The sequence below is a fragment of the Qipengyuania sp. SM2512 genome, from assembly GCF_054954005.1.
This window is the reverse complement of the sequence record NZ_CM143134.1, coordinates 335,678-357,233: the sequence shown is the minus strand read 5'-3', so window position 1 is coordinate 357,233 and position 21,556 is coordinate 335,678. Positions and strand designations below refer to the sequence as shown.

Below are 21,556 nucleotides of genomic sequence, written 5' to 3'. Positions count from 1 at the left end.
GCTTTCATACCGATCACTACGGAACATCACCTTATGTCGCTTACCGATTATCGCTCGCTTGGCCGTTCCGGCCTCGTCGTCAGCCCGCTCGCTTTGGGAACGATGACCTTCGGGGTGGCGCGCGATGGGGATGGAGCGGTCCGCCGCCGAAGCGGTCTTCGATGCCTATGTCGAAGCCGGTGGAAATCTGGTCGACACGGCCGATGTCTATGCGGGCGGCCAAGGCGAGGAGATGCTGGGCGCGATCATCGCCGATCGCGGCATCAGGGATAGCCTGGTCGTCGCCACCAAGTCCGGCTTTTCGGCAGGCAGGGGTCCGCAAGCGGGCGGCAACGGCGCCAAACAGGTAAGGGCCGCGCTGGAAGGCTCGTTGCGCCGCCTCGGTACGGATTATATCGATCTGTACTGGGTTCATGTGTGGGATTCGATCACCCCACCTGAAGAACTGCTGGAAACGATGGGCTCGCTCGTGCGGGCTGGCAAGATCCGCTACTGGGGCGTGTCCAACGCGCCCGCCTGGTATGTTGCCAGGCTCGCCACGCTCGCCGCGGTGCATGGACTGCCCGGACCGGTTGCCCTGCAGTATTTCTATTCGCTGGTCAGCCGCGAGGTCGAGGCCGAACATCTGCCGCTCGCCCGCGACATGGGCATGGGGATGATGCCGTGGAGTCCGCTGGCCTATGGCCTTCTCACCGGCAAATATGACCGCGCGGCCGTGGAGGCTGGCGCCCCCAGATCCGGCGGGCTGCCCAGCGATGCGGGAACCGGCGAAACGCGCGCCGCCGACGACAATCGGCTCGATGGTGCCAATCCTTTTGGGGATAGTCTCTTCACGGACCGCAACTGGCGCATTGTCGATGCGCTTCGCGGCGTGGCCGAGGCGATCGGCGAGACGCCCGCGCGGATCGCGCTGGCCTGGGTGTTGTCGCGCCCAGGGGTCGATACTGCACTCATGGGCGTGAGCCGCGTATCGCAATTGCACGACAACATCGCCGCCACGGACCTTGTCCTGCCGGCGCAGCACCTCGCGGCGCTCGATGCTGCCAGTACTCCCGAGACGGCGATGATTTACGGGTTGTTCACGCCTGAAGGGCGTCAGAACCTCGTCTTCGGCGGAAGTTCGGTCTTGGCCCGGTACTGAAGCCGCATTTCAGCGGATGCTAAGTGGCGCACGCTCCGTTGACCGTGTGATGCCGGGGCTGGCGGGGGTAGGAGCCGACGCGGCCGAGAGCCCGGAGGCCCAGCCTCAGCCCTTGCGCTTCTTGCGCGCGGCGTATTTCGCGTCGCGGGCGGCTTTGCGCTCGGCTTCGGTGGGCTCGGGCTTTTCGCGCTCGGCGCGGGCCGCGTCGCGCTTTTCCTGCTCGATCCGCTGCGCTTCCTCGCGTTCCGCCTTGATCGCTTCGCGCTTGGCTGCAGCCTTGGCGTCGCGCGCCTTCTGGCGCTCTGCACCAGCGGCGAGTTCGGCTTCGTCGGGCTTGGGCGCGGCCTTCAGCTTTTCCAGCGCGCTTTTCTTCGCGCGGGCCGAGGCGGCTGCCCGGTCCTGAAACCCCGGATCCTTGAAACCCTTCATCGAAATTCGCTCCTGAATGCAGATCGTGTGAGTGCAGTTGGTGAAATCGGTCCGCTTGCAGCGCGCATTTTCATGCGCGAAAGTCACCCGCCGGACCGGCCCGCGAGGCCGTTAGGGCATTTCGCGCCGCTTCGCCACTCTTGTGAACATCATGAAGGAGCGGGCGGTTCCCGCAGCCCCGCCTCAAACCACACCGGCGGTTCGCCCGGGACCCATGGCTCGACCCGCAGCATGATCGCGCCGAACAGTTCGGATGCGAGGTGCTCGTCGAGCCAGCGGCGCAAGGCCGCCAGCGGCTGGGTGTCGAACCAGGCACGGTCGACCGCGACGAATTGCCGCACGAAGGGCAGGATCGCGGCATCTACGAACCCGCGCGTGGGGCCCGCCAGCTGGTCTTGCCCGGACAGTCGCGCGTCGAGACGCTCCAGAAACGCCATTCCTTCCGCGCGATGCCCCAGCGCATCGGTCCCGTCGCGCTCGGCGTATTTGTATTGGTCGAGCGAGCGCTTGAAGGATCCGTCGCAAACCGCGATCAGCTCGGCATCCCCGCGCGCCAGCCAGCCCTCGGGGTCGTTTTGCCCCAATGCCCAGCGCATGATGTCGAGGCTTTCCTCGAGCACCGATCCGTCCGGGAGGACCATCACGGGCACCGTCCCCTTGGGCGAGGCTTCGAGCAGGCTCGGGGGCTTGTCGCGCAGCAGCACCTCGCGCAATTCGCAGCGCGTGCCGCTCACCGCCAGCGCCAGCCGGGCGCGCATCGCATAGGGGCAGCGCCGGAAGCTGTAGAGCACGGGGGCGTCCGCGCTTGTCATCGCGGCTTGCTGCCTGTCCCGCGCATACGGGGGCGAGCGGCTGCCGCGAGTGCAGCCTGGCGGCGCCGTTCGCGCAATGCAAGGCGCTGCTCCTCGGTCCGCTCGGCATGGCACGCGGTGCAACTCACCTCCGCCTCGTAGAACGGGGAGGCCTCATCCTTCGCGCTGACCGGGCGGCCGCAGGCGAGGCAGGCGCCGTGGCTGCCGGCCGTCAGCCCGTGGCCGATCGCCACCCGCTGGTCGAACACATAGCATTCGCCCTGCCACAGGCTGTCCCGCTCGGGCACCGCCTCGAGATAGGCAAGGATCCCGCCCTTGAGGTGATAGACCTCGTCGACGCCTTCTTCCTTGAGAAAGGCGGTCGATTTTTCGCACCGGATCCCGCCGGTGCAGAACATCGCCACTCTGGGCTGGCGACCCGAACCGAGCAACTCCTCGCGCTTGCTGCGGAACCAGGCTGGGAACTCGCGAAAGCTTCTGGTTTTTGCATTGATAGCGCCCTCGAAGCTGCCGATCGCCACTTCGTAATCATTGCGCGTGTCGATCACGATGGTGTCGGGGGCGGCGATCAGCGCGTTCCAGTCCTGCGGCGCGACATAGGTGCCCGCCGCGGCGCGGGGATCGATCCCCGGCTGGCCCATGGTGACGATCTCGGGCTTCACCCGCACCTTCATCCGCTCGAAGGGCATGGCGGCGGCGGTAGACAGTTTGACGTCGAGCGCGGCGCAATCGGGCAGGGTCCGGATATGACCGAGCACCTGCGCGATGCTGGCGGGCGCCCCGGCGATGGTGCCGTTGATCCCCTCGCGCGCGAGGAGCAGCGTACCGCGGATCCCGTGCTGGTCGCACAGGCTCTGGAGTGTTGCACGCAGGTCTTCGCAGTTCTCGAACCGGGTGAAGCGGTAGAGCGCAGCCACACTGACAGGCGCGGGAATCTCGGGGGGAGGGCTTTGCATGAGCGGCCCCATAGCGGCAGGTCGACCGCGCGTCAGCAGCGATCCGGAACGGCAGGCGGTCGCGGTAGCGGGACGAAACCTACGACGCGGCCCTTGCAGGCTCGCGGATGCCCCTTTGCGCCTCAAGCGAACTCAGACTGCCGAACTGGACCCGTCCGCGGCCTGCGTGTTTCACCTCGTACATCAGCCGGTCGGCGGAGTGGATGATGGCGGCGGTATCGGGATAGTCGGCGGGGGGGAGGATCAGGCCGCCGGCGCTGGCGGTCAGCTGATAGGACAGCTCGTCGACGGCGCCGAGCATCTTGGCCTGGAAGCCATCGATCCGGTCGCAGCCATCGGCGTAGCGCAGGAAGACGAGGAATTCGTCGCCGCCGATCCGCGCGATGTGATCCTCGCTCAGCAACCGCGCCTTGAGATTGGCGACGAGTTGGCACAGCACCGCGTCGCCAGCGGCGTGACCGTGATCGTCGTTGACCGATTTGAAGTGGTCGAGATCGATGAAGATCAGTGCGGTTGTGCGGCCGTCCTGGCGCGCCTGAGGTAGCTCGCTGCGGAGCATACGGGCGAAGCCGCGCGGGGTGAGCGCCCCGGTCAGGCTGTCGACATTGGCCGCACGCTCGGCCGCGACCAGCCGGCGGCGAACGCCGATCATCCCCTCGCAGAACAGCAGCGCCATGGGTGCCAGCACCGCATCGGACAGCTCGGGCTGGGTCCGCAGCACCCCGATCACCAGACACAGCGCCACCGCGCTACCCAACAGGCGCGCGGTCCTGGGCTCGCCGAGCAGGCCGACGATACCGGCCAGCAGGACCACCGACACCGCAAGCGCGGGCGAGGGTCCGAACAGCGCAATCAAAGTGCAAAAGCCCACGAGCGCAACGAGGATCGCAGTCGTGGCGGCGCGCGACCAATCCCCGTGCGGTGCGCGGCGCGAGCGCCGCGGGGCAGGTGGTGCGCTTCCCCTCATCTCGATCTTCTCGTTGCGCATGAATCCCCCGTGAATTTCCAAGTCCTAGCATCCGCATCGAGTCGCGAATTGGCGATTTGCGACGTCTGGTCGAGGGCGGCGATTGCGCAGGGCGATCGGCAACAGGCGAATTGCGCGCGGCCGATCCTGCGCCTAACGCGCGGCCATGCTCGCCTTCTACAGACGCAACGCCCGATGGCTGGTGGGAGGCCACCGCGGTGGGGCCTGGCATCACCGGCGCGCTGGCTACCGCGGGCCTCGCCTGGGCTGCACGCCGCGTATGCGCGAGACAGGCCGAGCCGCAAGCGTCCGCATGACAAGAGCCCTGGGCATTGCTATCGGGCCGCCATGCTCAATCTGAACGGTATTACGGTCCGCCTCGGCGGCAATGCGATCCTCGACGGCGCCAGCGCGGCGCTGCCGACCGGTGCACGCGTCGGGCTGGTCGGGCGCAACGGCGCGGGCAAGTCCACGCTGATGCGGGTCCTGACCGGCGAGATCGATCCCGATGACGGCGAGATCGAAATGCCCAAGAAGGCGCGGCTGGGCTATCTGGCGCAGGAAGCGCCGGCCGGCGCCGAGACCCCGTTCGAGACCGTGCTCAGCGCCGATCTCGAGCGCACCCGGCTGCTGGCCGAGGCCGAAGGGCTGACCGATGCCGAGCGGCTGGCCGATATCCACGAGCGGCTCAACGCGATCGACGCCCATGCCGCGCCCGCGCGGGTTGCCAAGATCCTCGTCGGGCTGGGCTTCGACGAGGCAATGCAGGCGCGCCCGCTCGACAGTTTCTCGGGCGGCTGGCGGATGCGTGTGGCGCTCGCCGCGTTGCTGTTCTCCGATCCCGACCTGCTGCTGCTCGACGAGCCTTCGAACCATTTGGATCTCGAGGCGACGCTGTGGCTAGAAAGCTTCCTCAAGGCCTATCGCGGCACCATGCTGGTGGTCAGCCACGAGCGCGACCTGCTCAACAATGTCGTCGATCACGTGCTGCATCTCGATCATGGGCAGACCACGCTCTATCAGGGCGGCTACGATGCCTTCGAGCGCCAGCGCTCCGAACGCATGGCGCAGGCCGAGGCAACGCGCGAGAAGCAGATGGCGCAGCGCGCCAAGCTGCAGAGCTTCGTCGATCGCTGGGGTGCCAAGGCGCATACCGCGCGCCAGGCGCAGAGCCGGATGAAGGCGCTGGCGCGGATGGAACCGGTGGCGGCGGCGCTGGAGGATCCCAGCCTTTCGTTCGATTTCCCCAGCCCCAATGAGATGCGCCCGCCGCTGATGGTGCTCGAAGGCGCGGCGGTCGGCTATGTCGAGGGCGAACCGATCCTGCGCGGGCTCGACATGCGGATCGACCCCGACGACCGGATCGCGCTGCTGGGGCGCAATGGCAATGGCAAGACCACGCTGGCGCGGCTGCTCGCCGGGCAGCTCGAGCCGATGGCAGGCGAGGTCATGGCCGGGGGCAAGCTGCGTGTCGGCTATTTCACCCAGTATCAGGTCGAGGAACTCGACGGCAGCGACACGCCGCTGCAGCACATGGCGCGGCTGATGCCCGATGCGCCGCCCAAGATCGTGCGCGCGCAGCTCGGCCGCTTCGGCTTCTCGGGCGAGCGGGCGATGCGCGAGGTCGGCAAGATGTCGGGCGGCGAACGGGCGCGGCTGGCGCTGGCGCTGGTCACCCGCGACGCCCCGCATATGCTGATCCTCGACGAGCCGACCAACCACCTCGATGTCGATGCGCGCGAGGCGCTGGTTCAGGCGCTGGGCGCCTATGAGGGCGCGGTGGTGGTGGTCAGCCACGACCGCCACATGCTCGAACTCACCGCCGACCGGCTGATGCTGGTGGATGGCGGTACCGCGAGCGAGTTCGATGGCAGCCTGGCGGATTACACCGACATGATCCTCGGGCGCGACCCGAAAAAGGCCGGCAAACCCGCCTCCGCGCCGCAGGGAAATCGCAAGGATGCGCGCCGCGCGGCCGCCGAGGCGCGCGAACAGACGCAGGGCCTGCGCAAGACCATCAAGACCGCCGAAGCCGAGATCGCGAAGCTCGAGGCGCGCAAGACCGAGCTCGACCGCGCGATGTTCGACCCCGGCTCGGCCTCGAAACAGGACGCGAATCGCAGCATGACCGAACTGATGAAGCTGCGCGCCGATACCGTCGCCGGGATCGAGGCCGCCGAGGCGCGCTGGATCGCAGCGTCCGAAGCCATGGAAGGCGCCAAGGCCGCCTGACGGTTTGGCCCGTTTCCCTTGGCCGGGGCATCCCGCGGTCTGCGGCGCACCCTCGGCAACCCCACGAACTTGAAATCCGCGTCGCATCTGTGTATCTGGCGGGAGCGGACCGGGCCCCTCTGGCGTGTGCTTCAACAGCGCGCGTGATGTCGGACCGCATCGGACAACCGATGCACGCAAGACCCGGGCTCACATACCCAGACATACGCTGCACCGGCATCCGATCACCTAAGCCTCGACTAAGGAGACTTTCGATGACGGCCCGTGCACAAAGACGGCTCCCCCTTGAGACGCAGCCATGATGGTCACCTCCCTGATGGTGATCGGCGGGCTGGTGCTGCTGGTCGTCGGCGGCGAATTGCTGGTGCGCGGCGCGGTCGCGCTTGCCGAGCGCTTGGGGGTCACCCCGCTGGTAATCGGGCTGGTGATCGTCGGCTTCGGCACCTCGATGCCCGAGCTTGTGACCAGCGTCGAAGCCGCGATGGCGGGTTCGCCGGCGATCGCCTGGGGCAATATCGTCGGCTCAAACATTGCCAACACTCTTCTCATTCTCGGCGCTGCCGCGGTCCTTGCCCCGATTGCGATCCGGCAGGGCGCGGCGCTGCGCGACACCGGTGTGGCGCTGGTCGCGACGCTGGCGCTCGCCGGTATCGCCTGGGCCGGCCTGTCGGGATTTGGGTTGGGGCTGCTGCTGCTCGCGGCGCTGATCGCCTATGTCGCCTATTGCTACCGCGAGGAGCGCACCCAGGCGCCCTCAATCGTGCACAATGCGCCCTACGATCGTTCGCTCGCGCTCGAGATGACCGATCCCACGCTGCACCAGCCTGCCAGTCCCGGATGGCTGCGGCCGGTGCTGCTGACGCTGGCCGGGCTTGTAGTTCTCATCATCGGCGGCCGGCTGCTGGTGACCGGCGCGATCGACCTCGCGCAGATGGCGGGGCTCAGCGAAACCTTGATCGGTCTGACCATCGTGGCGATCGGCACCTCGCTTCCCGAACTCGTCACCTCTGTCATTGCCGCGCGCAAGGGTGAGCCCGAGGTCGCCTTCGGCAATGTGATCGGCTCCAACATCTACAATGTGCTCGGCATCGGCGGGGTGACCATGATGGTCGCACCCGACGCCATTCCCGCCGACCTGTTGCCGTTCGACATTGGCATCATGGCGCTCTCGGCGGTCGCAGTGATGGCGCTGGCGTGGTTCGTCTCGGGCGTGACCCGCATCGCCGGCGTCGCGCTGCTGCTGGGCTACGCCGGCTTCATGGCGATGCTGGTGACCAGCGGATAGCCCCCGTTCCTCGATCCTAGAAGTTTCAGCAAGCCCAAGGAGAACGACATGAATACCAGACGACAGATACTCGGCGGTACCGGTGCGCTTGGAGCGGCGGCGCTGGTCGGTGGCGGATCGAGCCTGGCCGCCGCACCGGCCGGAGGGACGGTGTTGCCACCCGCTCCTCCGGCGAGCGAATTGACCCCGGCGCAGGCGCTCCAGCTGCTGCGCGAAGGCAATGCCTCCTTCCTGCGCGGCGAGCAGCCCAGCGGGATCAGCAATGCCCAGCGGCGGCTCGAGCTGGCGCGTGGGCAGGCACCGTTCGCTGCCTATGTCACCTGTTCCGACAGTCGGGTGCCGCCCGAATTGCTGTTCGGGCGCGGGCTCGGCGAACTGTTCATCATCCGCAACGCTGGCAACACCGTCGATACGGTCGCGCTGGGATCGATCGAATATGCCGTCGCGGTGCTGGAGACGCCGCTGGTGGTGGTGATGGGCCACGAAAGCTGCGGCGCAGTTGCCGCGGCTGCCAAGGTGGTAACCGACAATGCGACCTTCCCGGGCTCGATCGGCCGGATGGTCGAACCGATCATTCCCGCAGTGCTCATGGCGCAGGACGAGCAAGGCGATCTGGTCGACAATTCGGTGCGCGCCAATGTGCGCCGCGTGGTGCGGCAATTGCGCGAGCAGACCGATCCCATCATGCTCGATCCCCAGCGCGACGGGCGGCTCTGGGTTGTCGGCGCTTATTACAAGTTGGACACCGGCGAAGTCGATTTCTTCGATCTGCCAACCACTTGAATGGCGCTTCCGAATCGATCCGGCAGACGCGATCTGCGTCTGCCGGATCGGGCCTGCCAGATCGGGCCATTTGACCGGCCGCGCTTCCGGCTTTAGGCGGATGTCATGAAAATGAAATATATCGGTGGCGCAGGCTTGACGGCTGCTGCGATGGTTGCGGCTGTTCCGGCCCATGCCGCGGACGAGGCGTTCGAATTCTGGCTCAACCCATCGGTTTCGGTCGATCTCGACGACGACACAGGCGTCGAACTGGAGACCGCGCAGCGTTTCCGCAGCGCTGCCGATGGCAGGGTCGATACCTATTTCGCCAGGCTGTGGCTCAACCAGGCACTGTCCGAAGACGTCACGCTGGGCGGCGCGGTCGAACGGCGGATCAACGACGTGGTCAGCGACGAAACCCGTCTGATGCAGCAATTGTCGACCAGGCACGGCCTATTGCGAACCCGGCTGCGGCTGGAGGAGCGTTTCGTCGACGGCACCGGGAGGATGGGCCTACGGCTTCAGCCGCGGCTCGGCGTGGCGATGCGGCTGGACGACCGCTGGGGCTTTTACACCAACGCTGAGCTGTTCTTCACCCTCAAAAGCACTTCAGCCGGGGGCGACGATGGGCTCACCGGGCTGCGGACCCAGATCGGCGTGAGTTATGCTGCCAGCGACAATCTCGCGCTCAGCCTGACCTATCTGCGCCAGCACGATTTCGAGGATGCCGGACCCGACGAGGTCGGGCATGCCCCGCTTGTGGGGATCGAGTATTCCTTCTGACACCTGCCCCAAAGGGCAGGTAATATCCCTTTGTCCTTCGGGTCTTGTTCGATAGACGACCTGTCATGGCGCTACCCCTTGCTCGCATCGCGGCGGTCCTCTCCTGTTTTGCAATGATTGCGTGCTCGGATTCCGAGCCGGAAGCCGAGCGCGAGGCGATTCCCGTCGTCGCGCAGCAGATCCGCATGCTTCCCGAGGTGCTCGAAATCGAGGCGATCGGTTCCGCGCGCGCTGCGACTTCGGCCGAGATCTTCCCCGAAACCGCGGGCCGTGTCACCGCGGTGCTGTTCTCTGCGGGCGACTACATCCGCGAAGGCGCGCCGCTGCTGCGGCTCGATGCGCGAGAGGAACAGCTAGCGGTCGATGCGGCACGGGTACAGGTGCGCGAAGCCGACCAGTTGCTGGGCCGCTACCGCCGGATCGAGGATACCGGAGCGATTTCCGAAAGCCAGATCGAGGCGGGCGAGACCGCGCTCGCTTCGGCCCGGATCGCGCTCGAACAGGCGCAGACCGCGCTGGCCGACCGCGTCGTGCGCGCGCCGTTCTCGGGCCACGTGGGCCTAACCGAGATCGATCGCGGCGACCGGGTGAACGATTCCACTCCTATCACCCAGATCGATCAGCGCGGCACGCTCTATGTCGACTTCCCCGCGCCCGAGGCAGTGTTCAACGCGCTGCGCCCGGGGCAGGTGGTGCAGGTCACTCCCTTTTCCGATCCCACGCGCACCATCGACGCGCGGGTGGTGACCACCGACAATCACATCTCGCAGGACAGCCGCGATTTCATCGTTCGCACCGCGATCCCCAATTCCGACGACCAGTTGCGGCCGGGAATGAGCTTTCGCGTCCTCTTTAGCCGCAATGGCGAAACCCGCGCCGCTGTGCCCGAACAGGCGATCGTCTGGGGCGGTGAGGGTTCGCATCTCTTCGTCGTGCGCGACGGCAAGGCAAGCCGCGTCCCCGTTACCATCACCGCGCGCCGCGAAGGGCTGGTGTTCGTCGATGGACGGGTGAGCGGCAGCGACCGCGTGATCGTTGAAGGGGTTCAGAAAGTCCGCGAGGGGCAGGATATCCGGCTGGTCCAGCCCCGCGGCGCTGCGCCGCAGGAGGTCAGCATTCGTCAGGCCGGGCCGGCAGCGGATGGAGAATAGAACCGATCTTCCGATGCTGGCGGTCAAGCGGCCGCTGCTGATCGGCGTGCTCAACCTGCTGATCGTGATCGCGGGGATCGCCGCGCTCATGGGCGTGGAGGTCCGCGAACTTCCCAATGTCGATCGCCCGATCGTCTCGGTCACCGCGAGCCTGCCCGGCGCAGCGCCGGAAACCATGGATTCCGAAGTGACCAGCCTGCTCGAAGATGCGGTCGCGCGGGTATCGGGCGTGCGCCAGATCAGCGCCTCCAGCGAGGAGAACAACTCGCGGATCCGGGTCGAGTTCAATCCCGGCATCGATCTCGACACCGCTGCATCGGACGTGCGCGAGGCGGTCAGCCGGGTGACCCGCGAACTGCCCGAACGGGTCGAGCAGGTGAATGTGGTCAAGGCCGACCAGGACGCGCAGCCGATCATGACGCTGGCGGTGCTCTCGACCCGCTACGACCAGGCCGAGCTCACCCGCATCGTCGAGAACGACCTGATCCCCGAATTGCTGACCGCCGAGGGTGTCGCGAGCATCGAGGAATTCGGCACGCGGGTTCGCCAGATGCGGGTCTCGGTCGATCCGGCACGGCTCAACCGCTTCGGGCTGACCATTACCGATGTCGCCGATGCGCTCCAGGGCGCGCCTTATGATGTTCCGGTCGGGTCGTTCCGCTCGGACGCGCAGGAGTTGGTGGTCCGCGCCGAGGCGAGCGCGATCAGCCCCGAGCTCATCGAGAACGTAATTGTTTCGGGTAACACCCGCGTGGGCGATGTCGCCCGCGCCGGGTTCGCTCCCGCCAATGCGACCAATTTCGTCCGCCTCGACGGGCAACCGATCATCGGGCTCGGCGTGGTGCGGCAGGCGAGTTCGAACACGATCGAGATTTCGAATTCGATCCGCGACGGGGTCGATCGCATCAACGAGCGCTTCGACGACCTTCGCATTGAAGTCGTCTCCGACGATGCCGAATTCATCCGCATCTCGGTGCGCGAGGTGTTGATCACGCTGGGCTTCACCATCGCAGTGGTGATCGGCACCATGTTGGTGTTCTTCCGCGCGCTGCGTCCGACGATCGTGCCGAGCGCCACAATCCCGGTGGCGCTGGTGGGGGTAGTCGCAGCGATCTGGGCGATGGGTTTTTCGGTCAATCTGCTCACGCTGCTGGCGCTGGTGCTCGCCACCGGGCTGATCGTCGACGATGCTATCGTGGTGCTGGAGAATGCGCAGCGATTGCAGAACAAGGGGCTGGGCCGCCGCGCCGCTGCGGTGGTCGGCACCAGGCAGGTGTTCTTCGCCGTCGTCGCGACCACCGCGGTACTGGTCTCGGTGTTCGTGCCGATCGGCTTCCTGCCATCCGAGGTGGGGAGGCTGTTCCGCGAATTCGGGCTGGTGCTGGCGATCGCGGTAATCATCTCCTCCTTCGTCGCGCTGTCGCTGGTGCCCGCGCTGGCGGCGCGCTTCGATCTGACCAGCGAAAAGCAGGATTCGGGCCGCCTCGCGCAATGGGGCGGCAAGGCGAGCGGCTGGTATTCCGAGCAATTGCGCCGCTGTCTCGATCGCCCGCGTCTGGTCGGGATCGTCTCGGTGGTGCTCGCCGGACTGGCTGGGACACTCTACTTCCAGCTCGACAACGAACTCGTCCCCGACGAGGATCGCGGCGTGATCACCGTCGATGCCACCGGCCCCGACGGTGTGGGGATCGCCTTCATGGATGGCGAACTGGACGAGGTCGAACGGGTCCTGCAACCCTATCTCGACAGCGGCGAGATCGAGAGCACGTTCTCGATCGTCGGACGCTACGATCCCAACCGCGTCCGCGTCACCGCGCAGCTCGCCGGCTGGGACGAACGTGACCGCAGCCAGACGGCGCTGGTCGAGGAGCTGAACCCCCCGCTGCAGGAAATTCCCGGTTCGCGAACTAGTGCCCGCGGACGCGGTACGCTCAGCTTCGGCGGCGGCGGCGAGGGGATCGAGGTCGCGCTGACCGGGGCCGAATATGACGCGATCTTCGAATCGGCGCAGGCGCTCGCCTCGGCGATCGATACGCAGTCGGACATCCTTTCCAACGCCGAGATTTCCTACCAGCCGACTCAGCCGCAGCTCTCGGTGCGGGTCGATCGCCAGCGGGCGTCCGACTTGGGGGTCGCTCTCGACGATATCGCCCAGACCTTGCGCGCGATGGTGGGCGGCGACGATTTGATCGACCTCAACGTCGGCGATCAGGCGGTACCGATCTTCCTCACCGCCCAGGCGGTCGCCGTCACCAACCCCAACGATCTGCGCAATCTCTACGTCCGCGGTTCGGGCAATGCGCTGATCCCCCTCTCGAGCGTGACCGCAATCGAGGAACAGGGAATAGCCGCCGAACTCGACCGAACCGAACAGCGCCGGGCGATCGAAGTCAGCGCCAGTATCGAGGCCGGAACCCCGCTGCGCGACGCGGTGGACGAGATCGAGCGGCTGGCCGCCGACAGCGTCGCGGAGGACATCGATATGCTGCTGCAGGGCGATGCCGAGAGTCTCGAGGAAACCTCCAACGACCTGTTGCTGACTTATCTCTTCGCGCTGGTGATCGTCTTCCTCGTGCTGGTCGCGCAATTCGAGAGCCTGACCAGCGCGCTGGTGGTGCTGATGACCGTGCCCTTCGCGCTGGCGGCGGCGGTGTTCGCGCTGTTCCTCTCGGGCATCTCGCTCAACATCTATTCGCAGATCGGACTGGTGATGCTGATCGGGCTGATGGCCAAGAATGGTATCCTGATGGTCGAGTTCGCCGATCAGCTGCGCCACCAGGGCCGCAGCGTGCGCGAGGCGGCCGAGGAAGCCGCGGCGATTCGCCTGCGCCCGATCGCGATGACGCTGATCTCGACCGTGCTCGGCGCGGTGCCTTTGATCCTGGCGAGCGGGGCGGGCTCCGAAGCGCGCCAGTCGATCGGCTGGGTGATCTTCGGCGGGCTCGGGCTGGCGGGCGTGTTCACGCTGTTCCTGACCCCGGTGATCTATCTGGCGGTGGCGAAATTCGGCAAGCCTCGGACGGTCGACCTGGAGCGGCTGCGCGAAGAGATCGAGGGCGTCGACGAAGACATGACGATGGCGCCCGCGTGATGCGGCTCGCTCCGCTCATAACCTGTGCGGCGCTGCTTGGCGGCTGCGCGACCGTCGCGCCGGATCCGGCCGTGCCGCCGGTGTTCGCGCCCGCGAGCTACGCCACCGACCTGCCGCCTTCCGGGCTGGAGCAGGACTGGTGGCGGGGCTTCAACGACCCATTGCTCGACCGGCTAATCGAGCGCGGTCTCGCCGCCAATCTCGATGTTGAGGCGGCTGCCGGCCGCTTGCGCGCTGCGGAGGCCTTGCTGCGCGCGGAACGTTCGGACCGGCTGCCCTCGCTCGACGGTGCGGGGGATGCCGGAGTGGTGCTGGGCACCGACAATGACGCGCTGATTTCGGGCGGGCTGTTCGGCGTGCTCGATCTCGATCTCAACGGCCGGCTGGCAGCGGAAATCCGCGCCGCGGCGGCGGATTACGCCGAGGCCGACTATCTGGTGGCCGATCAGCGCCGGCTGGTCGCGGCGGCAATCGCCAGCCAGTATCTCGAATACCGCCGCACCGGGGCGCAGCTCGAGCTTGTCGACGAATCCACCGACCTGCAGGAGCAGACGCTGCGGATCGTCACGTTGCGCTTCGAAGCGGGTCTCTCAGCCAATCTCGATGTCCGGCGGGCCGCCGCCGATCTGGCGCAGACGCGGGCGCGGCGCGGTCTGGTGGCGATCGCGCGCGCCAATGCCGCCAACGCGCTGGCGGTGTTGGTGGCCGAGCCGCCGGGCACGTTCGCGCCGCCACCGCCGCGCGGCGAGACGCGGATCCCCGACTACGCCATGGGCCCCGGCGCGGGCACTCCGGCCGATCTGCTGCGCCGCCGGACCGACATCCTCGCCGCCGAGGCGCGTCTGGTCCGCGCCGCCGCCGAGATCGGGATCGAGCGCGCCGATCTGCTGCCTTCGCTGACCATTCCGGGCAGTCTGGCGGTCGGCGACGGCTCGCTGGGCGGGCTGTTCTCGGACTTCCTGCTGACGCTGGGCGCGGCGATCGACCTGCCGCTGTTCGATGGCGGTCGCCGCCGCGCGGAGATCGAGGCGGCGGAAGCGCTCGCCGATGCGCGGATGGCCGAATACCGCGCCGTCTTTCTCGATGCGCTGGGCGAGGTCGAGAATGCGCTGGTCGCGGTCGAGGCCTACCGCCAGCGCAACGAAGCGCTGGTCGAGGCGATCGAGCAGAGCGAAACTGCGCTGTCGCAATCCAACGCGCTCTACCGCGAAGGGCTGGCCTCGCTGTTCGACGTGCTCGATGCCCAGCGCCAGCTGATCGCCAGCCGCCAGTCGCTGATCGACAGCGAGGCGGCGCTGTCGAGCTCCTTCGTGGCGTTCCATGCCGCGGTGGGGTCGGAGGGTTACGGCCGGGATCCGGAGTCGCCCGAAGCGGATTGATTCGACCGACACTCCGCAGTCGTAAACTGTCGAACCCCGACTTCGACCTACACTGTTGAAGATGTCGAACCGGCGATGGACAGGCCGCGCTGGCGCTTGCACAGGCTCCCGCATGGCCATCACCGCAACCATCATGAACAGCGCCACCGGGCGCCCGATCCAGACCATGACCTTCGGGCGGATGCCCAAGCCCTGGGCGAGCTTCAACCTGACCAGCGGCGAGCTGGTCACCGCCGAGCGGATCGATGTCGGCAAGCCCGCGCCGGGCAAGTTCGCGGCGCCGATCGATATCTGGGTGACGCCGAAGAAAACCGACGAATGATCGGCTCCGCTTGATCAGCGCCGGCTCAGCCGGACGAGGACCTGATCCAGCGCCTGAAGGAAGTTCGAGCGGTCGGTCTTGCCGAACGGCGGAGGGCCACCGAGCTGCTCGCCCCCGGCGCGCAGATCCGCCATCAGCGCCCGGGTCGCGATCGCGCCGCCTATCGAATTGGCGGTGAAGGGCTTGCCATTGGGCGCGAGCACCGCCGCCCCCGCTTCGAGACAGCGACCGGCGAGCAGGATGTCCGAGGTCACGACCACGCTGTCGGTGCTCGCGTGCTCGGCGATCCAGTCGTCGGCGGCGTCGAAGCCGTCGCTGACCACGACGCGCTCGACCGAGGGATCCTCGGGGATGCGCAGCCAGGCATTGCTGACCACCGTCACCCCCGCACCATGCCGCTTCGCGACCCGGTAGATCTCGTCCTTCACCGGGCAGGCGTCGGCATCGATCAGGACGCGCAGGCTCACCGAGGTCAGTCCTTATTGCCCTTCGGCTTGATGGTGGCGCCGCCGCTCGTCTTCACCGGACCGCTGGGGCGTGGACCCTTGTTGCCCTTGTAGCCGCCGCCGCCGGGCTTCTTGCCCTTGTAGCCGCCACCGCCGCCGAAGCCACCACCGCCGCCGAAGCCGCCCGCATTGGGCTTCTTGCCGCGGTGATGCGGCTTGGCGGGCTTGGCACCCGCGGTCCGGTGGACGCGCGCGGATTCGCGCGGTGCCTCGGAAGGCTCGATGTTGACGCCGTCCTCCTCGCTGTCGCCATTGGCGGTGCGCAGGATCGATTCGGCGAAGCGCTCGGAAATGGCGCGCGGGACCTGGAAATGGGTCTCGTTGCCGCCGATGCGGATCGCGCCGACTTCGTTGCGGGTGATGTGCCCGCGGCGGCACAGCAGCGGCAGGATCCAGCGCGGATCGGCGTTCTGGCTGCGCCCGATATCCATCTTGAACCACACCGTGTCCGCGAAACCGGGACGATGGCGTTCCTTCTGCGCGGCCGAGCGCGCTTCGGGGGTGTTCTCGATCATTTCCTCGGGCTGCGGCATGGCGGCACGGTGCGCGCGGACCAGCGCGGCGGCGATGTCCTCGGGGGAACGCTCGCTCATCAGCCGCTTCGCCAGCGCGCGATCCTCGTCGTCGAATTCGGTGGGCTCGAGCAGCGCCCCGATCAGCCGTTCGCGGTCCTGCGCGCGGATGCTCTCGGGCGTCGGGGCGTCGATCCACTGCGCGTCGATCTTGGCGCCGCGGAGCATGGATTCGATGCGCTTGCGGCGCGGGTAGGGGACGATAAGCACCGCGGTGCCCTTCTTGCCCGCGCGCCCGGTGCGGCCCGAACGGTGCTGGAGCGTCTCGGCATCGCGCGGGATCTCGACATGGATCACCAGGCTGACGCTGGGCAGATCGATCCCGCGCGAGGCGACATCGGTGGCGACGCAGACCCGTGCGCGGCGGTCGCGCAATGCCTGCATGGCCTGGTTGCGCTCGGATTGCGAATGTTCGCCCGACAGCGCGACCACCCCGAAGCCGCGTTCCTGCAGCGTGGCGTGCAGGCGGCGGACGCTGTCGCGCGTGGCGCAGAACAGGATCGCGGTTTCGGCTTCGTGGTAGCGGAGCAGGTTGATCGTCGCGGCCTCGATTTCGGCGGGCGACACGGTCACCGCCTGGAAGGCGATGTCGCCATGCCCGCGCTTGTCGCCGGCGGTGGCGATGCGCAGCGCGTCCTGCTGGTAGCGCTTGGCCAGCGTGACGATCTGCTGGGGCATGGTCGCCGAGAACAGCAGCGTGCGGCGACCGGCAGGGGTCGCGTCGAGGATTTCCTCGAGGTCCTCGCGGAATCCCATGTCGAGCATCTCGTCGGCCTCGTCGAGCACCGCGGTGTGGAGCTGCGAGAGGTCGAGCGGGCCGCGCTCAAGGTGGTCGCGCAAGCGACCGGGGGTGCCGACGACGATATGCGCGCCGTTGCGCAGCGCGCGGCGTTCCTTGGAGGCGTCCATCCCGCCGACGCAGGTCGCGATCCGCGCCCCGGTCCCGGCGTAGAGCCAGCCGAGTTCGCGGCTGACCTGCAGCGCGAGTTCGCGGGTCGGGGCGATCACCAGCACCAGCGGCAGCTCGGTCGCCTGGTTGAAGCGCTCGAGCAGCTGCGCGGCGAGCGAAATGCCGAAGGCGACGGTCTTGCCCGAACCGGTCTGCGCGGAAACCACCAGATCGCGGCCCGCGGCCTCGGGCGCCAGTACGGCGGCCTGGACTTCGGTGGGTTTTTCATAGCCGCGCTCGGCGAGCGCGGTGGCCAGGATTGGCGGAAGTTCGGAAAAGGTCATGATGCTCACGGGGATGGGCCAGGCCGCGCTGGGCGACAGGCAAGATTGAGGGGTTTTGCGGCGAAGCGCAGAGGCTTCGGCCAGCGCAGCCACTGCCGCACGGTCCATCGCCTTGTTCTGGGGGCGGGCCTATACAGCAAAGGCGCCGCTTTGGCTTCAACTGTTTTTGTCGCCCGGTTGGGGGCAGCCGAGGAAGGGCCGGATCGCACCGATCGGCCGGGAAGGGACACCCAGTCCGACGAGCGGGGCAGGGGTCCGATCCGCGCTTGCCGGGCGGCGCTCAGGCGTCCGCTTTTGCCGCCTGCGCCGCGGCGATCAACTCGTTGTCGATGGCCTTGGCGCGGCTGTAGGCCGGGCGCTCGCGCAGCCGGCCCGCATAGGCTTCGAAGGCGGGGTTGCTCGGCAGCGAGCCGAAGGCCAGTCCCCAGTCGACCTGCGCACCGACATAGACATCTGCCGCGGTGAAGCGCTCGCCGCAGACGTAATCGCGATCCGCCAGCCAGCCCGCCAGCACCTCGACCACCAGCTCGAACTGACCGTAGCCGACCATCGCCTGCTTGTCCGCGGGGGCTTCCCAGCCCATCGAGCGGTTGATGACGGCCTGTTCGAGCGGTCCCGCGGCGAAGAACAGCCAGCGATAATAATCCGCGCGTTCGTCTGCAGTGGGAGCAAGACCGGCCTCGGGGTAGGCCTCGGCCAGATAGGCGCAGATCGCGGCGCATTCGGTGACGCTCCGGCCACCGTGGACGATGGCGGGGACCTTGCCCATTGGGTTGACCGCGAGATATTCGGGGCCCTTCATAGCGTCGCCATAGCCGACCAGGCGCTGCTCATAGGGTGCGCCGGTCTCCTCGAGCATCCAGCGAGCGATCTGCCCGCGCGACATCGGGTTGGTGTAGAAAATCAGTTCGGCCATGCCATCCTCCCGGCGACTCGCAAGGTATGGAACATAGCATGAACTGCGGAGCGGTCCAGCCGCTTCGGATCGCCGGGCGCGGCTTACTCCGCGGGTTCGACCACCACCAGCACGGCATCCACCTGCACCTGTCCGCCCTGGCTGGCGGACAGGGTGGCAACCGTGCCATCGAAGGGCGCGGTCAGCGCGTGCTCCATCTTCATTGCCTCGAGCACCAGCAGCCGGTCGCCCTTCTTCACCGCATCGCCCTCGGCGACATCGACCGCGATAACCTTGCCCGGCATCGGCGCGACGATGGCGCCGTCACCTGCGGCGGCCGCGCCTGAGCCGCGCGTCGCCAGCCCGAATTCATGCGCCTGGCCTTCGTGGAACACCACCACCCGGTCGGCATCGGCGAAACCCGTCAGCGGTTCGAACGGCGCCTGCCCGGCGGGATCGACCACCCGGCTCTCGCCGTCGCGGGTCAGCGCCACCGATAGCCGCGGCGCGCGGTTGAGGCGGAAACCGGCGAGCGGATCGCGATAGGCGCCGGCGGAGAGCAGCACGAGCTCGGCGGCGGCGGCGCGGACCGAGGGGTCGGGCTCGCCATCCGCGATCAGCGCTTCGCCCTTGCGCTCGATGAAACCGGTGTCGAGCCGCGCGGCGGCGAAATCGTCGTCGCCCAGCGCATTGGCGAGGAAGGCGGCGTTGGTGCGGACCGGCCAGATCTCGACCCCGTCGGCCATCGCCAGCAGCGTGTCGATGGCATCGTCGCGGGTCTCGCCCCAGGCGACCAGCTTGGCGACCATCGGGTCGTAGAAGGGCGAGATCGTGTCGCCCTGCTCGACCCCGGTCTCGATCCGGCCCGCGCGGCCCAGATCGAGATGGTCGAGCCGCCCGGTGCTCGGCAGGAAGCCACGGGCAGGGTCCTCGGCATAGAGCCGCGCTTCGATCGCATGGCCCTCGATGGCGAGCTCATCCTGCGCCAGCGGGATCGGTTCGCCGCTCGCCACCAGCAGCTGCCATTCGACGAGATCGACCCCGGTGATCTCTTCGGTGACTGGATGCTCGACCTGCAGCCGCGTGTTCATCTCCATGAAGAAGATGCGGTCGGCGCGCAGGCCTTCGCTGGCATCGGCGATGAATTCGATCGTGCCCGCGCCCTCGTAGTCGACCGCCTTGGCAGCGCGGACCGCGGCGGCGCAGATCGCTTCGCGGGTGTCCTCGTCCATGCCGGGGGCGGGGGCTTCCTCGATCACCTTCTGGTGGCGCCGCTGGAGCGAGCAGTCGCGCTCGAACAGATGGACCACATTTCCGTGGCTGTCGCCGAACACCTGCACCTCGATATGGCGCGGGCTGGTGATCCATTTCTCGAGCAGGACTTCGTCGTTGGAGAAGCTGGCCTTGGCCTCGCGGCGGCAGCTGTCGAGCAGTTCGGCGAAGGCGGCGGGATCGTCGACCTTGCGCATTCCCTTGCCGCCGCCGCCCGCGACCGCCTTGATCAGCACCGGATAGCCGATCGCCTGCGCCTCTTTTGCGAGCCGCTCGACCGACTGGTCCTCGCCCTCGTAGCCGGGCGTCACCGGGACGCCCGCTGCGCGCATCAGCTTTTTGGCGGCATCCTTGAGGCCCATCGCGCTGATGCTGGCGGGCTTGGGGCCGACCCAGATTAGCCCGGCGTCGATCACCGCCTGCGCAAATGCGGCGTTCTCCGACAGGAAGCCGTAGCCCGGGTGGATCGCCTCGGCACCGCTGGCCTTGGCCGCGGCGATGATCGTCTCGCCGCGCAGATAGCTCTCCGCGGCGGGGGAGGGGCCGATATGCACCGCCTCGTCGGCCTGGCGGACATGCAGTGCGTTGGCATCGGCGTCGGAATGGACCGCGACGGTGGCGATCCCCATCTCGCGCGCGGTGCGGATGATGCGGCAGGCGATTTCGCCGCGATTGGCGATGAGGAGCTTGGTGATCATGCCAGCGCGCTAGCCGCCCCATGACCGCGCATCAAGCTACCAGCCCGCGACCGGGCGAAAGTCGTGCCGCGTCCAGGTGATGGGGACACCGGGTCCGGCTGGGCGATTGACCAGCGCCTGGCCGAAGGCGCGGGCGACATGCCACAGCTTCTCGTAGCCCGGCACCACCACCCGGCGGTCCCAGGCCAATTGTCCGCGGTTCAGGACCTTGCGCCCGATCGCGCCGTAGATATTGGCCGCCGCGAGCACCGCCCAGCGCTGGCGGAAGCCGAGCCTCGCCGCGCCCAGCCGCGCCGCCGCCTCGTGGACCTCCATCATCCCGATCAGCCGCGGCATCAGGCTGGCGAGTACGAAGCGGTTGTGCGGCTTGGCGTGCTCGCCGGGGGCGAAATCCTTCTCCGCCAGCCATTCGGCAGGGAGGTAGCAGCGACCCGCTGCGTCATCCTCGACGATATCGCGCGCGATATTGGCGATCTGGAAGGCGAGCCCGAGATCGCAGGCGCGGTCGAGCGTCTCGCCGTCGTCCTCGGGCACGCCCATCAGCCGCGCCATCATGATCCCGACCGCGCCCGCGACATGATAGCAATAGCGCAGCATGTCGCGCTCGTTCTTGGGGGTGAAGCCGCCCGCGTCGAGCGCGAAGCCCGAGATCACGTCGTTCGCCATTTCGGGCGAAAGATTGCACTCGTCCGCCACCAGCCCGAAGCCGTCGAAGGCCGGGTCGGCGGTGGGCTGTTCCTCGAAGGCGCGGCGGGTCAGCACGCGGATCGCCTGGACGCGGTCCTCGGCGCTCTTGGCGTCGCCCTGATCGCCCAGCGGGCCGCCCATGTCCTGATTGTCGGCGATATCGTCGCAGCGGCGGCACCAGGCGTAGAGCAGCCAGGCGCGCTCGCGGGTGCGGCGGTCGAACAGCTTGGAGGCGGCGGCGAAGCTGTGCGAGCCTTCCTCGATCGCGCGGCGCGCCTGCCGCACCAGCGAGGCGCGATTGCGCCCGCCGCCGGCCACTGCGGGGGTGCTGCGCATATAGCTCGATGGAGCGAGAGGGCGTTGTTTGCTCAAAACCTGGCTCT

General features: G+C 67.7%; 18 protein-coding genes. 9 read left to right on the top strand and 9 right to left on the bottom strand.

Annotated elements, in window-relative coordinates; translation table 11 throughout:
- The first annotated feature begins 124 nt into the window (after positions 1–124).
- Entirely contained in the window at positions 125–1,141 is a 1,017-nt protein-coding gene (locus ACQ5J0_RS01730) for an aldo/keto reductase (protein WP_462568809.1), read from the top strand.
- A 105-nt stretch (positions 1,142–1,246) separates the two neighbouring features.
- Here ACQ5J0_RS01730 and ACQ5J0_RS01725 read toward each other — a convergent pair whose 3' ends face one another.
- From ACQ5J0_RS01725 to ACQ5J0_RS01710, 4 genes are all read right to left on the bottom strand, one after another.
- A complete protein-coding gene (locus tag ACQ5J0_RS01725; RefSeq protein ID WP_462568808.1) occupies positions 1,247–1,570 on the bottom strand; it encodes a DUF6481 family protein in 324 nt (107 codons plus the stop codon).
- A gap of 149 nt (positions 1,571–1,719) precedes the next feature.
- Positions 1,720–2,382: a glutathione S-transferase gene (locus tag ACQ5J0_RS01720; RefSeq protein ID WP_462568807.1), complete on the bottom strand. Its 663-nt coding sequence runs from the start codon at positions 2,380–2,382 to the stop codon at positions 1,720–1,722.
- Entirely contained in the window at positions 2,379–3,338 is a 960-nt protein-coding gene (gene trhO / locus ACQ5J0_RS01715) for an oxygen-dependent tRNA uridine(34) hydroxylase TrhO (protein WP_462568806.1), read from the bottom strand. Before trhO ends, ACQ5J0_RS01720 begins: the two co-directional genes overlap by 4 nt.
- A 79-nt stretch (positions 3,339–3,417) precedes the next feature.
- Entirely contained in the window at positions 3,418–4,326 is a 909-nt protein-coding gene (locus tag ACQ5J0_RS01710; protein WP_462568805.1) for a GGDEF domain-containing protein, read from the bottom strand.
- 327 nt (positions 4,327–4,653) lie between these two features.
- Here ACQ5J0_RS01710 and ACQ5J0_RS01705 point away from each other — a divergent pair, with 327 nt between their 5' ends.
- The 8 genes from ACQ5J0_RS01705 to ACQ5J0_RS01670 all read left to right on the top strand — a co-directional run bounded on the left by ACQ5J0_RS01705 (position 4,654) and on the right by ACQ5J0_RS01670 (position 15,310).
- A complete protein-coding gene (locus ACQ5J0_RS01705; RefSeq protein ID WP_462568804.1) occupies positions 4,654–6,537 on the top strand; it encodes an ABC-F family ATP-binding cassette domain-containing protein in 1,884 nt (627 codons plus the stop codon).
- A gap of 298 nt (positions 6,538–6,835) precedes the next feature.
- Positions 6,836–7,822, top strand: coding sequence for a calcium/sodium antiporter (locus ACQ5J0_RS01700; protein ID WP_462568803.1), 987 nt, complete (start codon positions 6,836–6,838; stop codon positions 7,820–7,822).
- Positions 7,823–7,870: 48 nt separating this feature from the next.
- Positions 7,871–8,605 carry a carbonic anhydrase gene (locus ACQ5J0_RS01695; RefSeq protein WP_462568802.1) on the top strand — a complete coding sequence of 245 codons (735 nt, stop codon included), beginning with the start codon at positions 7,871–7,873 and terminating at the stop codon, positions 8,603–8,605.
- Positions 8,606–8,710: 105 nt separating this feature from the next.
- Positions 8,711–9,367 carry a DUF2490 domain-containing protein gene (locus ACQ5J0_RS01690; protein WP_462568801.1) on the top strand — a complete coding sequence of 219 codons (657 nt, stop codon included), beginning with the start codon at positions 8,711–8,713 and terminating at the stop codon, positions 9,365–9,367.
- 113 nt (positions 9,368–9,480) lie between these two features.
- On the top strand, positions 9,481–10,518 hold the full coding sequence (locus ACQ5J0_RS01685; RefSeq protein WP_462568800.1) for an efflux RND transporter periplasmic adaptor subunit: 1,038 nt from the start codon (positions 9,481–9,483) through the stop codon (positions 10,516–10,518).
- Positions 10,508–13,609, top strand: a complete 3,102-nt coding sequence (locus ACQ5J0_RS01680) for an efflux RND transporter permease subunit (protein ID WP_462568799.1) — start codon at positions 10,508–10,510, stop codon at positions 13,607–13,609. The genes ACQ5J0_RS01685 and ACQ5J0_RS01680 overlap by 11 nt, the downstream gene beginning before the upstream one ends.
- Entirely contained in the window at positions 13,609–14,988 is a 1,380-nt protein-coding gene (locus tag ACQ5J0_RS01675; protein WP_462568798.1) for an efflux transporter outer membrane subunit, read from the top strand. Before ACQ5J0_RS01680 ends, ACQ5J0_RS01675 begins: the two co-directional genes overlap by 1 nt.
- Positions 14,989–15,100: 112 nt before the next feature.
- The gene (locus ACQ5J0_RS01670; protein WP_462568797.1) at positions 15,101–15,310 is read left to right on the top strand and encodes a hypothetical protein; all 210 of its coding nucleotides are present in this window, start codon (positions 15,101–15,103) and stop codon (positions 15,308–15,310) included.
- A 14-nt stretch (positions 15,311–15,324) separates the two neighbouring features.
- Here the strand turns inward: ACQ5J0_RS01670 and ACQ5J0_RS01665 are convergent, their stop codons facing one another.
- From ACQ5J0_RS01665 to ACQ5J0_RS01645, 5 genes are all read right to left on the bottom strand, one after another.
- Complete coding sequence (locus ACQ5J0_RS01665; RefSeq protein ID WP_462570155.1) at positions 15,325–15,771, bottom strand: YaiI/YqxD family protein; 447 nt, start codon at positions 15,769–15,771, stop codon at positions 15,325–15,327.
- A gap of 11 nt (positions 15,772–15,782) precedes the next feature.
- Positions 15,783–17,621, bottom strand: coding sequence for a DEAD/DEAH box helicase (locus ACQ5J0_RS01660; RefSeq protein ID WP_462570154.1), 1,839 nt, complete (start codon positions 17,619–17,621; stop codon positions 15,783–15,785).
- Positions 17,622–17,901: 280 nt separating this feature from the next.
- The gene (locus ACQ5J0_RS01655; protein ID WP_462568796.1) at positions 17,902–18,537 is read right to left on the bottom strand and encodes a glutathione S-transferase family protein; all 636 of its coding nucleotides are present in this window, start codon (positions 18,535–18,537) and stop codon (positions 17,902–17,904) included.
- Between the two features lie 83 nt (positions 18,538–18,620).
- Positions 18,621–20,486: an acetyl/propionyl/methylcrotonyl-CoA carboxylase subunit alpha gene (locus tag ACQ5J0_RS01650; RefSeq protein ID WP_462568795.1), complete on the bottom strand. Its 1,866-nt coding sequence runs from the start codon at positions 20,484–20,486 to the stop codon at positions 18,621–18,623.
- A gap of 36 nt (positions 20,487–20,522) precedes the next feature.
- Positions 20,523–21,509, bottom strand: coding sequence for a phytoene/squalene synthase family protein (locus tag ACQ5J0_RS01645; protein ID WP_462568794.1), 987 nt, complete (start codon positions 21,507–21,509; stop codon positions 20,523–20,525).
- Positions 21,510–21,556: the final 47 nt, after the last annotated feature.

What these genes read in the sequence shown, in the direction of transcription:
- ACQ5J0_RS01730 (WP_462568809.1), top strand. Translation starts at nt 125, where the DNA reads ATGGGGATGGAGCGGTCCGCCGCCGAAGCGGTCTTCGATGCCTATGTC.
- ACQ5J0_RS01725 (WP_462568808.1), bottom strand. Translation starts at nt 1,570, where the DNA reads ATGAAGGGTTTCAAGGATCCGGGGTTTCAGGACCGGGCAGCCGCCTCG.
- ACQ5J0_RS01720 (WP_462568807.1), bottom strand. Translation starts at nt 2,382, where the DNA reads ATGACAAGCGCGGACGCCCCCGTGCTCTACAGCTTCCGGCGCTGCCCC.
- trhO (WP_462568806.1), bottom strand. Translation starts at nt 3,338, where the DNA reads ATGCAAAGCCCTCCCCCCGAGATTCCCGCGCCTGTCAGTGTGGCTGCG.
- ACQ5J0_RS01710 (WP_462568805.1), bottom strand. Translation starts at nt 4,326, where the DNA reads ATGCGCAACGAGAAGATCGAGATGAGGGGAAGCGCACCACCTGCCCCG.
- ACQ5J0_RS01705 (WP_462568804.1), top strand. Translation starts at nt 4,654, where the DNA reads ATGCTCAATCTGAACGGTATTACGGTCCGCCTCGGCGGCAATGCGATC.
- ACQ5J0_RS01700 (WP_462568803.1), top strand. Translation starts at nt 6,836, where the DNA reads ATGATGGTCACCTCCCTGATGGTGATCGGCGGGCTGGTGCTGCTGGTC.
- ACQ5J0_RS01695 (WP_462568802.1), top strand. Translation starts at nt 7,871, where the DNA reads ATGAATACCAGACGACAGATACTCGGCGGTACCGGTGCGCTTGGAGCG.
- ACQ5J0_RS01690 (WP_462568801.1), top strand. Translation starts at nt 8,711, where the DNA reads ATGAAAATGAAATATATCGGTGGCGCAGGCTTGACGGCTGCTGCGATG.
- ACQ5J0_RS01685 (WP_462568800.1), top strand. Translation starts at nt 9,481, where the DNA reads ATGATTGCGTGCTCGGATTCCGAGCCGGAAGCCGAGCGCGAGGCGATT.
- ACQ5J0_RS01680 (WP_462568799.1), top strand. Translation starts at nt 10,508, where the DNA reads ATGGAGAATAGAACCGATCTTCCGATGCTGGCGGTCAAGCGGCCGCTG.
- ACQ5J0_RS01675 (WP_462568798.1), top strand. Translation starts at nt 13,609, where the DNA reads ATGCGGCTCGCTCCGCTCATAACCTGTGCGGCGCTGCTTGGCGGCTGC.
- ACQ5J0_RS01670 (WP_462568797.1), top strand. Translation starts at nt 15,101, where the DNA reads ATGGCCATCACCGCAACCATCATGAACAGCGCCACCGGGCGCCCGATC.
- ACQ5J0_RS01660 (WP_462570154.1), bottom strand. Translation starts at nt 17,621, where the DNA reads ATGACCTTTTCCGAACTTCCGCCAATCCTGGCCACCGCGCTCGCCGAG.
- ACQ5J0_RS01655 (WP_462568796.1), bottom strand. Translation starts at nt 18,537, where the DNA reads ATGGCCGAACTGATTTTCTACACCAACCCGATGTCGCGCGGGCAGATC.
- ACQ5J0_RS01650 (WP_462568795.1), bottom strand. Translation starts at nt 20,486, where the DNA reads ATGATCACCAAGCTCCTCATCGCCAATCGCGGCGAAATCGCCTGCCGC.
- ACQ5J0_RS01645 (WP_462568794.1), bottom strand. Translation starts at nt 21,509, where the DNA reads ATGCGCAGCACCCCCGCAGTGGCCGGCGGCGGGCGCAATCGCGCCTCG.